General features: G+C 60.1%; 11 protein-coding genes. 7 read left to right on the top strand and 4 right to left on the bottom strand.

Going from position 1 to position 13,412, the window contains the following annotated elements:
- Positions 1–6 precede the first annotated feature (6 nt).
- The 4 genes from LCH65_RS12535 (at position 7) to LCH65_RS12520 (ending at position 5,946) form a co-directional block, all read left to right on the top strand.
- Positions 7–312, top strand: a complete 306-nt coding sequence (locus LCH65_RS12535) for a sarcosine oxidase subunit delta (protein ID WP_003367099.1) — start codon at positions 7–9, stop codon at positions 310–312.
- A complete protein-coding gene (locus tag LCH65_RS12530; RefSeq protein WP_226439514.1) occupies positions 309–3,215 on the top strand; it encodes a 2Fe-2S iron-sulfur cluster-binding protein in 2,907 nt (968 codons plus the stop codon). The genes LCH65_RS12535 and LCH65_RS12530 overlap by 4 nt, the downstream gene beginning before the upstream one ends.
- 3 nt (positions 3,216–3,218) lie before the next feature.
- Positions 3,219–3,791 carry a sarcosine oxidase gene (locus LCH65_RS12525; protein WP_058416754.1) on the top strand — a complete coding sequence of 191 codons (573 nt, stop codon included), beginning with the start codon at positions 3,219–3,221 and terminating at the stop codon, positions 3,789–3,791.
- Positions 3,792–4,005: 214 nt separating this feature from the next.
- The gene (locus tag LCH65_RS12520; RefSeq protein WP_046719555.1) at positions 4,006–5,946 is read left to right on the top strand and encodes a methyl-accepting chemotaxis protein; all 1,941 of its coding nucleotides are present in this window, start codon (positions 4,006–4,008) and stop codon (positions 5,944–5,946) included.
- 104 nt (positions 5,947–6,050) lie between these two features.
- Here the strand turns inward: LCH65_RS12520 and LCH65_RS12515 are convergent, their stop codons facing one another.
- Entirely contained in the window at positions 6,051–6,941 is an 891-nt protein-coding gene (locus LCH65_RS12515) for a LysR family transcriptional regulator (protein ID WP_241689259.1), read from the bottom strand.
- A 108-nt stretch (positions 6,942–7,049) separates the two neighbouring features.
- On the opposite strand from LCH65_RS12515, the gene LCH65_RS12510 reads away from it, so the two are divergent.
- From LCH65_RS12510 to LCH65_RS12500, 3 genes are all read left to right on the top strand, one after another.
- Positions 7,050–7,925, top strand: coding sequence for an MBL fold metallo-hydrolase (locus LCH65_RS12510; RefSeq protein WP_074808233.1), 876 nt, complete (start codon positions 7,050–7,052; stop codon positions 7,923–7,925).
- Positions 7,926–8,046: 121 nt separating this feature from the next.
- Entirely contained in the window at positions 8,047–8,445 is a 399-nt protein-coding gene (locus LCH65_RS12505) for a hypothetical protein (RefSeq protein ID WP_003367095.1), read from the top strand.
- A 61-nt stretch (positions 8,446–8,506) separates the two neighbouring features.
- On the top strand, positions 8,507–8,992 hold the full coding sequence (locus tag LCH65_RS12500; protein WP_003367094.1) for a GNAT family N-acetyltransferase: 486 nt from the start codon (positions 8,507–8,509) through the stop codon (positions 8,990–8,992).
- Positions 8,993–9,063: 71 nt separating this feature from the next.
- On the opposite strand, the gene LCH65_RS26250 is transcribed toward LCH65_RS12500, so the two are convergent.
- From LCH65_RS26250 to LCH65_RS12490, 3 genes are read right to left on the bottom strand one after another with little or no spacing between them, the layout of a single operon-like run.
- Positions 9,064–9,189: a hypothetical protein gene (locus LCH65_RS26250; protein ID WP_003315538.1), complete on the bottom strand. Its 126-nt coding sequence runs from the start codon at positions 9,187–9,189 to the stop codon at positions 9,064–9,066.
- Between the two features lie 55 nt (positions 9,190–9,244).
- Positions 9,245–10,732, bottom strand: coding sequence for a chemotaxis protein CheW (locus tag LCH65_RS12495; protein ID WP_054081842.1), 1,488 nt, complete (start codon positions 10,730–10,732; stop codon positions 9,245–9,247).
- A complete protein-coding gene (locus LCH65_RS12490; RefSeq protein ID WP_099266432.1) occupies positions 10,729–12,861 on the bottom strand; it encodes a PAS domain S-box protein in 2,133 nt (710 codons plus the stop codon). The genes LCH65_RS12495 and LCH65_RS12490 overlap by 4 nt, the downstream gene beginning before the upstream one ends.
- Positions 12,862–13,412: the final 551 nt, after the last annotated feature.

The raw sequence follows: 13,412 nt of genomic DNA, 5'->3' as shown, positions 1-13,412 counted from the left end.
CGACACATGAAAATCATGACCTGCCCGCTCAACGGGCCGCGCAACATCAGCGAGTTCACCTACGGCGGGGAATTCAAACATATGCCCGACCCGCAAACCTGCAGCGACAGCGAGTGGGCCGATTACGTGTTCAACAGTGAAGACACACTGGGCGTGGTGTGCGAGTGGTGGATGCACAACCCCTCCAGCTACTGGTTCCTGGCCGAGCGCCACACCGGCAGCGACGAGATCATCCGCACCTTCGACCCACGCGACCTGTTTACCGCACGTATCGACTTCGCCCCCCTCGCCTCCAAGGAGATCGCAGGATGACCACCCCCGCCCGCCTGCCCGCGCCCATGGGCCTGCTGATCGATCGCACCCGGCCGCTCACGTTCAGCTTCGATGGCAAAACCTATCAGGGCCTGCAGGGCGACAGTATCGCCAGTGCTCTGCTGGCCAACGGTCGCTTCCTGCTTTCGCGGTCGTTCAAGTACCATCGCCCGCGCGGCCCCCTGACCATGGCCGGGCAGGACGCCAACAGCCTGATCCAGTTGCCTCACGAGCCCAACGTGATGGCCGACACCGTTGCCCTGCAGGAAGGCTTGCAGGCCACCGGCCAGAACTTCAACGGCTCGCTGGACAACGACCGGGACGCGTACCTGGGCAAGTTCTCGAAGTTCATGCCGGTGGGTTTCTATTACCGCTCGTTCTACAAGCCCAAGGGCATGTGGAAAGTCTGGGAGCCAATCATTCGCAAGAAGGCCGGCCTTGGCGTGCTGGACCTGGCGTTTCAGCCCGAGTACTACGACAAGGCCTACCTGTTCACGGATCTGGCGGTGATCGGCGCGGGACCTGCCGGCTTGCAGGCAGCACTGAGCGCCGCCAATGCAGGCGCCAAGGTGTTGCTGATCGAACAGCAGCCCATTCTCGGCGGTTCGCTGGCCTATGCCCGCTTCGATGTCGACGGCCTGCGTGCCGAACAGCTGCGGCGTGAACTGGTCGCTGCGGTAGAAGCACATGACAGTATCCAGGTGCTCAAGCAAGCGACCTGCAACGCATGGTTCACCGACAATTACCTGCCGGTGATTCAGGGCAAGCGTTTGTACAAGGTGCGCGCCACACACTGTCTGGTATGCAGCGGCTCGTTCGATCAGCCGGTGATTTTCCGTAACAACGACCTCCCCGGCGTCATGCTGACCAGCGCCGTACAGCGCCTGATCAAGTTGTACGCCGTCAAGCCCGGCAAACGCGCGGTGGTGCTGACCGGCAACGATGACGGTTACCTCGCCGCACTGGACTTGCACGATCAGGGCGTCGATGTGGTCGCAGTGGCCGACATGCGCAGCAGCCCGTCGGACCGGACGCTGCGGCTTGCGCTGGAGAAGCGCGGCATCGTCTGCCACGTGAACACAACGGTCTATGAAGCGCTGCATGAGAAAGGCATGCGCCATGTGAGCGGTGCCGAGCTGCGCAAAATCACTGGCCAGGGTCAGGTGGCGAACAGCGGCTCGCGCGTCGACTGCGACCTGCTGTGCATGTCCGGCGGCTACATGCCGGTCTACCAGTTGTTGTGTCAGGCCGGCGGCAAGCTGGCCTATGACGATCAGCAGGCCGAATTCGCCATCAGCAGCCTGCCGAAGAATCTTGGCATTGCAGGCTCGGTCAACGGTTACCACGCGCTGGACAACGTGCTGGCCGATGCGGCGCATGCTGCCGCCGGCGTGGTCACGGCACTGGGCCTGACATCGGCTGAAAGCCCTGCTCCGCTGCGCAGCGAAGCGCAGGTCAACTTCGCCTGGCCGATCTTCCCGCACCCTGACGGCAAGGATTTTGTCGATTTCGACGAAGACCTTCAGGTACGCGATATCGTCAATGCCACGCGCATCGGCTATCGCGACATCCAGTTGGTAAAACGCTATTCCACGGTAGGCATGGGCCCGTCACAGGGTCGTCATTCGGCACTGCCGACCGCGCGACTGGTGGCCGCTTCGACACAGCGCAGTATCAGTGAAACCGGCGTAACCACAGCCCGACCGCCCTTCGAGGCAGAGAAACTGGCACACGTTGCGGGCCGTGCCTTCGATCCGTATCGGCAGACGCCCATGCACCAGCGTCATGTGCAGGCCGGTGCGAAGATGATGCCGGCCGGGATCTGGCAGCGTCCGGCGTTCTATGGCAAAGCCTCGCAACGCGATGCCTGCATGCAGCAGGAAGCGCTGCACGTGCGTAACAAGGTCGGCATCATCGACGTGTCGACACTCGGCGGCCTGGACGTGCGCGGCCCCGATGCCGCCGAGCTGCTCAACCGCATGTATACCTTCGCCTTTCTGAAACAGCCGGTCGGGCGTTCGCTTTATGCGCTGATGACCAACGAACAAGGTGTGGTCATCGACGACGGCGTTTGCGCGCGCTTTGCCGAACAGCATTTCTACGTTACCGCCACCACCAGCGGCGTGGATCGCATTTATCAGCAGATGCTCAAGTGGAATGCCCAGTGGCGTCTGAACGTGGACATCACCAACGTCACGGTGGCCATTGCCGCGGTCAACGTGGCGGGTCCGGATTCACGCAAGGTGCTGGAGCAGGTCTGTACCGACCTTGATCTGTCTGCCGAAGGTTTCCCTTATCTTGGCGTGCGCCTGGGCACTGTTGCCGGTATCAAGGCGCGGCTGCTACGGGTCGGTTTCGTCGGCGAACTGGGCTACGAGATCCACGTCCCCGCTCGTCACGCGCTCAGGCTCTGGGATGCACTTGTCGAGGCTGGCAAGGTCTTCGACATGCGTCCGTTCGGCGTCGAGACGCAACGTCTGTTACGTCTGGAAAAAGGCCACGTCATCATCAGCCAGGACACCGACGGCATGACCCATCCGGCCGAAATCGACATGGGTTGGGCGGTCAGCCGGAGCAAACCTTTCTTCGTCGGCCGCCGCTCGGTGGACATCCTCGAAGCCCAGCCGCCAAAGCGCAAACTGGTTGGCTTCACCCTGCCCAAGGCCAGCCCGCTGCCGCTCGAGGGGCATCTGGTGCTCAAGGGCCCGGACATCAGTGGCAACGTGACGTCCTGCGAGTACTCCTCGACCCTGGGCATGATCATCGGCATGGCCTATGCCGCGTTCGACCAGAGCACACCCGGCCAGCAGATTCCGATCCGCGTCGAAGATGGCGTGGTGGTTCAGGCAACCGTCGTGAAACTGCCCTTCTTCGACCCTGAAAACCAGCGCCAGGAGCTCTGACCCATGACCAGCCTTCTCCAGAACAGTCCTCTCGGCGCCAACGCGCGCGCCTTGTGCACGCTGCAAGACCTGACCGATCGGCCACGCGTGGGATTTCGCGGTACGCAAAGCGCTGACTACCTGACGGCAAGCGGCTTCAACCTGCCCGAGGCACCGAACCGCGCCGTCACACAGGCGGACGGCAGCCACGTCGCGCGCCTTTCACAGACCGAATACCTGCTGCTGGGCAGCCCGCACGATGACGGGCAGCGCATCGCCGATGAAGAAGCTCGCTGGGAGCTCGACCACAGCGCCAATTACCTGCTGCCTCGCGAAGACAGCCATGCCTGGCTGCAACTGAGTGGCGCGTGCATCGCCGAGGTGATGGCCAAACTGTGTGGGGTGGATCTGCGCCCCGAAGCGTTTGCGACAGGTTCGGTGGCGCAGACCTCGGCAGCGCGCATCAATGTGATCGTCATCAACCTCGGCGCGCAGGCTGAACCCTGTTTCCAGATCCTCTTCGATCGGGCTTCACTGGCTTACTTCAAGGACGCGATGCTGGATGCCATGACCGAGTTTGGGGGGCGCCTCTCATGAACAACGGGTTACTGCTTCGGTGAATAAAGGCCGTTTCGTACTCATGAACGACAACAAGTGTTTGTTACCGCCAAGCCGCCTAAAGAATACTGGCAAAAAGTCGTTGACCTCTTGGTAGACCATAAGAGCGACCCTCAGCTCAATGCCTCGGGTCGCAGACTGCATCCATGCAGCACCCGACACTTGCGGCAGTAACACGCCCCCCGGAGCTCAAATGAATATCAAACAGAAATTGACGTGGGCGTTCGCAGTCATTGCGTGCTTGCCCATATTAGTCGTCGCCGCCATCGTGGTCGTGAACCTGCGCGACAAGGCGACCAGTGATTTCGTGGACGGTAGCGCACGTGAGATTCGCCAGGTCGACAATGCCATGCAGCTGTTTTTCGACGGCATTACGCAGAACGTCAATTACATCGCGGCGCACCCGCTGATCGCCGGGGCGAGCGATGATTTCCGCAACTACATGGGCGCCACGCCTCCCCCGCAGTCCGAGAATGACAGGCAGGCGACCGAGCTGTTCGCCAATATCGCCAAGGCTCACCCGGCCTACTCCTACGTTTCTTATGGTCTGATCAACGGCAGCTACATCATGACGCCGGAAGACCCGAAAATGAGCAACTACGACCCGCGTGTGCGGCCGTGGTACAAGACGGCGATGGCCAATGCCGGCAAAACCGTGCGCAGCGACGCCTATTACTGGGCCAACGACGACGCGGTACTGGTCAGTACCATCCGGGCGATTCCCAATAAACTGGGCAACCCTGGTGGCGTGGTCAATATCGACGTATCGCTCAAGCAACTGACGAACATCGTCAAGCAGATCAAGCTCGGCGAAAGCGGCTATCTGATGCTGATGGAAAAGAACGGCACCGTGCTGGTCGATCCCAAACAGCCCGAGCATAACTTCAAGAAACTGGGAGAACTGGGCGACGGCTTCAGCGATTTGGCGAAAACCGCCAGTGGTCTGGTCGAGGTGACACTCAACGGCGAGCGTTACATGGCCAATGTGTACTCGTCCGAGCAACTGGGCTGGAACTTCATCGGCCTGATCAAACAGGACGAAGTGATGGCCTCGGCCACCCGCCTGACCTGGTTGATCGGCATCATCGCGGTGGTGCTGGCGGTGGTCTTTGCGATTGTCGGGGCCAGTTTTGCCCGGGTCATCGTGCGCCCGATTCACAGCGTGTCCAGCGGCCTGGAAGGTATTGCAGGCGGTGAAGGCGACCTGACCCAGAACCTCGCCGTGCGCGGCAAGGATGAAACTGCGCAGTTGGCGGGCTGGTTCAACAAGTTCCTGACCGCGATCCGCAGCCTGATTCAGCACATCGGTCAGGCGGCCGGGAAGATTCTCGAAGCCTCACACAGCTCGACGCGTGTCTCCAACGACATGGCCGAAGCTGCTGGCCGGCAGCGCGAAGCGGTGGATATGGTCTCCACGGCGTTTCATGAAATGGTCGCCACCTCCAATGAAGTCGCCCGTTCCTGCAGCCAGGCCGCAGACTCGGCCGACAGCGGCCAGCAACAGGCGCGTGAAGGTCAGCGGCAGATCGATGATGCGGTGCGCAGCGTCGACCAGCTCAGCGAAGAACTCACCCGCTCGGCCAAGGACATGACGCAACTGGAAAAGGACAGCGCAGGCATTCAGTCGATCCTCAATACCATCCGTTCGATTGCCGAGCAGACCAACCTGCTGGCCCTCAACGCGGCCATCGAAGCAGCACGTGCAGGCGAACAGGGGCGCGGCTTCGCCGTCGTAGCCGACGAAGTCCGCGCACTGGCCAAACGCACCTCGGACTCGACCGCAGAAATCGACAGCCTGCTGGGCAACCTGGCCAAACGCACTGCCTCGGTGGCGCAACAGATGCATGCCAGCCTCGACGTATCGCAGCAATCGGTGACCAAGATCGGGCAGGCACGCAGCAGCTTCGGGCAGATTCGTGAGTCAGTGGATGTGATTCGCGACATGAACACCCAGATCGCAACCGCTGCCGAGGAGCAGCATCAGGTGGCCGAAGACATCAACCGGCACATCAGCCAGATCCATGGCGACGCCCAGTTGATCGCCGAACTCTCGGACTCGGCCCGCGCGGATTCCAGAAGCCTGGAGATCCTGTCAAGCGAGCTGGACGGCCTGGTGCGCAAGTTCAAGACCTGATCCTGCCTATGCGGAGCGTGAGGAACGATGGGCGTCTGTGTCTCCCTATCGTGCCCATGCTCCGCGTGTTCTGGACGCTCTGAGTCCTGTCCACAGCAGGAGATCTAATCTCCACCCCTCTCAAACCATTCAGTCAGAAAATCCAGAAAAGTGCGCAGCGTTGCCGACTGATGGTGCCTTGAGGTGTAGATCGCGTGTATCCCCAAAGCCCGTGGCTGGTACTCCGGCATCAGGGCGATCAGCTTGCCGCTCGCCATCAGCGGCGCCGCCGAATGCACCGGTTGCAGGCTGACACCGGCGCCAGCCACTGCGGCCTCCAGCAGCACCACTGAATCGTTGGCACTGAGGTTGCCGCCGACCGGCACACTGAGCGGCATCTGCTGGCGGGTAAACTCCCACAGGCTTTTACCGAAGTACGAATAGGTCAGGCAGTTGTGAGCAGACAATTCCTGCGGCCTGGACGGTGTGCCGTGCACGGCGAGATAGGCTGGAGAAGCACACACCACCGAAGCGCACTGCCCCAGCGGACGGGCAATGACATTGGGGTCCAACTGATTGGTGATGCGGATCGCCAGATCGATTCGCTCGCTGACCAGATCCACGGCCTCGTTACCGATAAGCAGGTCTGCCGAGGTGTCGGGATAGCGTTGCAGGTAAGCCGTCACCGCGGGTGCCAGAACGGCCTGGGCCAGTGACTGCGAACAGGCGATACGCAGCATGCCGCGTGGCTCGTCGACTTGCGTATCGGCTGCCAGTGGCACCGCGTCGGCCAGCTCGACCAGTTGCTGACACCGCAACAAGGTCACTTGCCCTGGGGCGGTCAAGCCGAGCTTGCGCGTGGTCCGGTGCAGCAGTCGCGCTCCGGCCCAGCGCTCCATCTGCGCCAGATAACGCGTGACCATGGCCCTAGACATATCCAGCGCCTCGGCGGCGGCGATGAGGCTGCCCCTCTCGTTGATGGCGATGAATACCCGTGCAGCTATGATCCGATCCACAATTCGTCCGATATAAGCAATCAATAGTTGCCAATACTGAGGCTTTTGTTTCACTTGAGGCAACCTAAGATAACGACCTCTGCCCTGTCCAAACAAAGGTCGTATCCCATGCCGCGCAAATCCCTGCTTGCCCTGTCCTTCGCCGCTCTGTTCCCTCTCGCAGCCCAGGCCGCCGCTCCCTTGGCGATCGAGGTATACAACCCGGCTGAAAAAGCCGTCTTCCCGGTTTCATCCGAACTGATCACCGGCAAGCATGACGCGGTGCTCATCGATGCGCAGTTCCAGCGCAACGACGCCGAGGCACTGGTGCAAAAGATCAAGGACAGCGGCAAGCAACTCACCACCGTCTACATCAGCCACAGCGATCCGGACTACTACTTCGGTCTGGACGTCATCAAAGCCGCGTTCCCCGAAGCGAAGATCGTCGCCAGCGCGCCTACCGTGAAGGCGATCAAGGCTTCGATGCAGGGCAAACTCGCCTATTGGGGCCCGATTCTCAAGGACAATGCGCCAACCAGCCTGGTTGTGCCGGAAGAGCTCAAGGACGACCACCTGACGCTTGAAGGCCAACCATTGCAGATCAAAGGCCTTAACGGCCCGGCACCCGAGCGCAGTTACGTATGGATTCCCTCCCTCAAGGCAGTGGTTGGCGGTGTCGTGGTCTCCAGCGGCATCCATGTCTGGGTCGCTGACACGCAAAGCCCGAAATCGCGTCAGGACTGGCTCGCGACACTCAAAGGCATCGAGGCGCTGAAACCGGCCACCGTAATTCCGGGTCATTACCTGGGCAAGATTCCGTCAGGCACCCAGGCTGTGACATTCACCGCCGACTACCTGAAGTCCTTCGAAGAACAGGCCGCCAAAGCCAAGGATTCCACCCCCCTGATCGACGCCATGCACAAAGCCTGGCCGCAACTGGCCGAACCGGCTTCGCTGGAGATGAGTGCAAAAGTCATCAAGGGCGAGATGAAATGGCCGAATTGATCCGGCACCTGTAAGGCCTCGGCGAGGCGGCGCGAATATCGCAGTGGACGGACTTTTACGTGCGCTGCGGACACGCACGGAGGTATGGTCAGACGCCCTTGTCAGTCGTTATGCTGAGCCCATGAACGCCCCTCTGAAAATCCGTAACCCCTGTCCGCCCGGCGCTTGCGACTGCAAGCGCGAGCTGCTGGATGCGGAAGGTGCAGATCTGCGGATTCTGCTGCTGTCCCGCGACGCAGAAAAAACCCTGCTGGATCGCCTGGAGCGTATCGAAAGTCTGGAAGATCTGGAGCACATGCAGCGCAAGATTTTCCAGCAACTGGGCGTGCGTGTCGACGTCGCTCCGGGCTTCAATGAAGTGCGCACCATGCGCGGCATCAGCATTGTCGTCGAGGAAAAGGTCGGGCTGTGTCGCAAGACGCGTCAATCGATACCTGCCGCCATCCGCCGCGCCCTGGAAGCACGTCCACAGATCGCCTATCAGTTGCTCAACGCCAACGACCTGCTGCGTGACGCCTGACTATCGAGCGCCTGGCGAGTGCGGCTATCATGCTGCGCCCATTAGCCAAGGATTGCCCTCCGTGTCCCTCGAAATCCGTCCAGCCACTGCCTCTGATGCCAGTCAGATTCTGACGTTCATTACCGAACTTGCCATCTATGAACGCGCAGGGCATGAGGTCAAGGCCAGTACCAACGACATTCAACGCAGCCTGTTCGCCGACAACGCACCGGCCAGGGCGCTGATGTGCCTGCATGACGGCCAGCCCATTGGCTATGCCGTTTATTTCTACAGTTACTCGACCTGGCTGGGACGCAACGGCGTGTATCTGGAAGACCTGTACATCACTCCTGAGAAGCGCAGCATCGGCGCCGGACGCGCACTGCTTCGACATATCGCTCGCGAAGCGGTAGCCAACGATTGTGGTCGCCTGGAGTGGAGCGTGCTGGACTGGAACGAGCCAGCCATCAAGTTCTACGAAGCGATCGGCGCTGCGCCGCAAAGTGAATGGGTTCGCTACCGAATGGAGGGTGCCGGGCTGCTGGACTTCGCCAAAGGCGGCGATTGAAGCACAAAGGCCTGACACGAAAACGCCCGGCCTGTGTGGGCCGGGCGTTTAAGAAAAGCATTCAACAGCGGTCAGCAAACCCCAGGCGGGATACCGTCCTTGTTGAAGTCTTTCAGGCGTTCCTTTTCTTCGGGCGTCGAGTGCGCGGGCACGTCGCTTTGCGGTTCCGGTTTTTTCTCGTCTTTCTTGTCAGTCATGGTCGTTGACTCCGCTGGTGAACACTCAAATAAGGCCACGCGCGGAGCATTCGGTTCAGACTGATTGCACAGTGCGGCGCTGATCAACGTTGCATTCCAGCTGTCGGGCCAGGCCCTGCAGATCAAGCAGGGTCGCACGCCAACTGCGCTCCTGACTGCCGACGCTGACCAGCGAGCGGACCCGGTCATTGACCGAAATGCCCTTGCCAGTACTGGCTTGCCAGCCTTGTTCCAGCATGGCCGGATCGAACTGATTGAACGCGTCGATCGCATCGACGCGGTTCACTGCAAAACCGAAGCACAGCCGCTCGCCACGCACGATCAATACACGCGACGCTTCGCCCTGGACCTGTGCGCCTTCGCCCAGCAGACTGCTCAGGCAGATCAGCGGCACCTGTTCGCCGCGCAGATTGAACTGTCCCAGCAAATGCGTTTCCGGCTGCGACAGGCCGATCAATTGCTGCGGCATGCTCATGATCTCCACGATCTGGCTCAACGGTGCCACGAAGCGGGTCGGCGCATCGAACAGCAGGCAGGCGTGGCGCAGCATGGCCTTGGTCACATCGTGCGAGGCCTGGGCAGGTTTGACGTCGTGCTGGTAAACCTGGGTGTAGCTTTTGACTTCCGGGCGCTGCAACAGCATCGGATGATCGAGCAACAAGGCCTGCTGCCCCTCTTCCAGGTTCATGACCCCGGCCAGCAGCTCTGGGTGCGGCAGGCCATAATGCGGTGCCGCCAACAGGCTGTCCGGATCCTGACGCTGAATGGCGACCATGCGGTCGTAGCCAAACCCGCACACCCGCCCGTCCGGCGCAGTCAACAGCAGCAACTGCGGCTTGGACGTCTGACGCTGGTGGTCCAGGCCAAGCACTTCGGACAGGTTGAGCGCCGGGACCTTGGTGCCACGCACCGAGGTGACGCCGAAGCAGCAGTCACTGGCAAAATCCGACGCCGTGATCTCGGGATCGTCCACCAACTCGGTCACAACGCTCGCATCGATACAGAAGTTGCGGCCGTCGCACTCAAACACCAGGTAATGCAGCAAGCGGCCCTTGGCGGCCAGTGCCTCGTCCTTGAGCACTTGCGCGCTCGGATCGGCAGCGAACATCACGCCTGGCAAACCACTCATGAAGTCGAGGTCAAGCTTGTAGATCATCCGCGACTCTTCGGCGCCGAGCAGCAGAGAGGGCAGCAAGCCGACACCGCTGCCCGCTGGCCCCAGTGGACTGAACTGAGAATCACGGGCCTTGAGAATGTCGCACACAGCGTCAATCGCCAGCCCGAGGTAGCCACCGCCGTACTTGAGAATCGCCACCAGTGGCGTCGGCGAAGACATATCGCCGCCCTCCGCCAATTGAGCCCGCAGGTCGACCAATGGCACCGGTTTGCCACGCAAGGTAAACACCCCACGCAGCGCTCCCCGTGTCAATGGATGGGGATGCAGATCAGCGGGCCAGTGCACGGCCTCCATCAACGCATCGGCAACCACCGCCAGATACACACCGTTGATCTGCACGACGCCATAGGCATTCAGGCTGCTCATGCAGGTTGTCCGATGGATACCTTGTCCAGAGTCTGGGTGTAGCCGGTCAGGTTGGCTTTGTGCAGCTCGACGATCAGTGCCTCGACTTCCTGCGCCGACAGACGTTGCTTCTCTGTCGCCGTGTTGATCCCGTCAATCGCCTGAGTGGTCTGCATCACGCCTTCCACGATGTGTTCGAAAGCTTCGCCGGCACTGCGCGAAATCTCGTTGCCCGACTCGATCCGGCTGACCGTTTCCAGAATCAGCTTGTTGATTTCCTTGGTCGCACGCGAAGACTTCTCGGCCAGCTTGCGCACCTCGTCGGCGACTACCGAAAAGCCCAGGCCATGTTCACCGGCCCTGGCCGCTTCGATAGCCGCGTTGAAGGCCAGCATGTTGGTCTGACTGGCGATCTCGCTGATCACCTGAATAATGTCCTGAATACCCTCGGCGGACTTGGCAATCATGTCCATCGCGTCGGAGGCCTTGACCAGCGTCTGCGAACCGGTGCTGGCCTGCTCACGCGTCATTCTGGCCAGATCGGTGGCCGTCTCGGTACTCTGTGCCACATAGGAAATGGCATTCATCAGTGCTTTCACCGACTCGCCCATGGCGCGGGTCTTGGCCTCTATCGCCTGTTCCATCTCGACCTGAAGGGTAATGTCAGTGGCGAATTTCACCACTTTGAACGGCAAGCCGTCGTGGTCGAAAATCGGGCTGTACGTCGCCTGAATCCAGATTTTCTGCCCATATTTGCTGACGCGCATGAAGCGCCCGGAGTAGAACTCGCCCTGCCCCAGCCCGTGCCAGAATTCACGGTACTCGGTGCCGCGCACGTATTCTTCCTCACAGAAGATACGGTGGTGCTTGCCTTTGATTTCCTGAAGGCCATAACCCAGCGCTTTGAGGAAGTTGGCATTGGCGGTGATGATGTTGCCGGCCATGTCGAATTCGATGACGGCCTGGGCGCGGTCGATGGCATTCACCTTGCCCTGGTCCTCGACGCTGGTTTCCTTGGCCACAGTCACGTCGAGCGCGAATTTGACGATCTTGTAGGGTTTGCCCTGCGCATCGAAAATCGGGTTGTAGGTGGCCTGAATCCAGATCTCCTTACCGTCCTTGCGCTTGCGCTTGTATTCGTTGGCGTCGTACTCGCCGCGCCCCAGCTTCTCCCAGAGCTCACGATACTGCAGGCTGCTGACAAATTCCTCGGAGCAGAACATGCGGTGGTGCTCGCCGACGATTTCATCGAGCTCGTAGCCAAATACCGCCAGAAAATTGCGGTTGGCATGCAGCACCTTGCCCGTCAGATCGAATTCGATCACCGCCTGAGAACGTTCGATGGCTGTCACCTTGCCCGCGGACTCAGCCTGACGAATGCGGCTCTCGGTCACATCGTTGGCGAACTTCACGACCTTGTAAGGACGACCATCCGGGTCGAATATCGGGTTGTAAGTGGCGCTGATCCACAACTCGCGACCGTTCTTGCCGATGCGCTTGTATTCGCCGGAGTCATACTCGCCACGTTCGAGCTTGGCCCAGAAGGCACGATAGGCCGGACTGTTCAGGTAGTCGTCTTCGCAGAACATGCGATGGTGCTGACCCTGAATCTCGTCCAGACGATAACCCAGGACCTTGAGAAAGTTTTCGTTGGCGGTGAGCACGCGACCGTTAAGGTCGAATTCGATGACACCCTGCGAGCGATCGATGGCCGCAACCTTGCCTTCGTACTCGGAATTGGACTTGCGCTGCGCAGTCACGTCCGTGGCGAACTTCACCACCTTGAACGGATTGCCTTGCTCGTCAAACACCGGGTTATAAGTGGCCTGCAACCAGATCTCGCGCCCGTTCTTGCCCAGGCGCTTGTACTGCCCTTCGTCGAAAGCGCCCTTGCCCAGTTTTTCCCAAAACGTCGCGTATTCGACGCTGGACGCATATTCCGGCGTGCAGAACATACGGTGATGCCGACCCTGGACCTCATCCAGCCGATAACCGACGCAATCCAGAAAATTGGTATTGGCCCGCAGGATATTGCCTTCAAGATCGAACTCGATCATCGCCTGGGAACGGTCAATGGCCGTCAACAGCGAGTGAAGATCAAGTTCCAGCCCGGCCCGTTCCCTGTAGGTGCTTTCAATTGTGGTCGACATGTGGAAGTACTCTGCGAGTAAGCATCTGTGGAAGTATTGTTATAAAGCCCCGGTCTCTGCGAGCCCTGTCAGACACACCGATGTGCGGACTATGGAGGCTGCCGGTCAAGCCGGTTAATCGTCTTTTTCAATGCCTTCCATAGCGCAAACTTCAAGGCCGTCAAAGCCAGGTAGAACTATCGAAGTCATTCGGCAAGGGGCCGTTACATAAACATCGGCTTCAGTCAGATTAGCTTTAGCGCTGCCAGACCACTATTTAGCCACTATCAACGCACACACTTCCTGGCCCTACCGATCACCGGCAAGGACCGCTTCGTAAACCACTTCCGTCTCCTGCTGAAAACCGTTGCGTCATCAGGCGTAAAACCAGATGACGAGAATCACGGCCCCCGTCCATCCCAGGGTGAGCAAGAAAGAAAGCCCAGCAAGGCGCGGGTCCATGGAACTCCTGTTCTAGAAGGCTTGGGTAAGCAGAGCGCTGCATACGTAGGGATATATCGGCTGGATCACAGGTCTATAAACTATTTTCACCACCTTGAAACACTGCCGGC

This window comes from Pseudomonas sp. MWU16-30316 (assembly GCF_020515645.1).
GTDB classification, from domain to species: Bacteria; Pseudomonadota; Gammaproteobacteria; order Pseudomonadales; family Pseudomonadaceae; genus Aquipseudomonas; species Aquipseudomonas cerasi.
This window is presented reverse-complemented; position numbering and strand designations above follow the sequence as displayed.

What these genes read in the sequence shown, in the direction of transcription:
- LCH65_RS12535 (WP_003367099.1), top strand. Translation starts at nt 7, where the DNA reads ATGAAAATCATGACCTGCCCGCTCAACGGGCCGCGCAACATCAGCGAG.
- LCH65_RS12530 (WP_226439514.1), top strand. Translation starts at nt 309, where the DNA reads ATGACCACCCCCGCCCGCCTGCCCGCGCCCATGGGCCTGCTGATCGAT.
- LCH65_RS12525 (WP_058416754.1), top strand. Translation starts at nt 3,219, where the DNA reads ATGACCAGCCTTCTCCAGAACAGTCCTCTCGGCGCCAACGCGCGCGCC.
- LCH65_RS12520 (WP_046719555.1), top strand. Translation starts at nt 4,006, where the DNA reads ATGAATATCAAACAGAAATTGACGTGGGCGTTCGCAGTCATTGCGTGC.
- LCH65_RS12510 (WP_074808233.1), top strand. Translation starts at nt 7,050, where the DNA reads ATGCCGCGCAAATCCCTGCTTGCCCTGTCCTTCGCCGCTCTGTTCCCT.
- LCH65_RS12505 (WP_003367095.1), top strand. Translation starts at nt 8,047, where the DNA reads ATGAACGCCCCTCTGAAAATCCGTAACCCCTGTCCGCCCGGCGCTTGC.
- LCH65_RS26250 (WP_003315538.1), bottom strand. Translation starts at nt 9,189, where the DNA reads ATGACTGACAAGAAAGACGAGAAAAAACCGGAACCGCAAAGCGACGTG.
- LCH65_RS12495 (WP_054081842.1), bottom strand. Translation starts at nt 10,732, where the DNA reads ATGAGCAGCCTGAATGCCTATGGCGTCGTGCAGATCAACGGTGTGTAT.
- LCH65_RS12490 (WP_099266432.1), bottom strand. Translation starts at nt 12,861, where the DNA reads ATGTCGACCACAATTGAAAGCACCTACAGGGAACGGGCCGGGCTGGAA.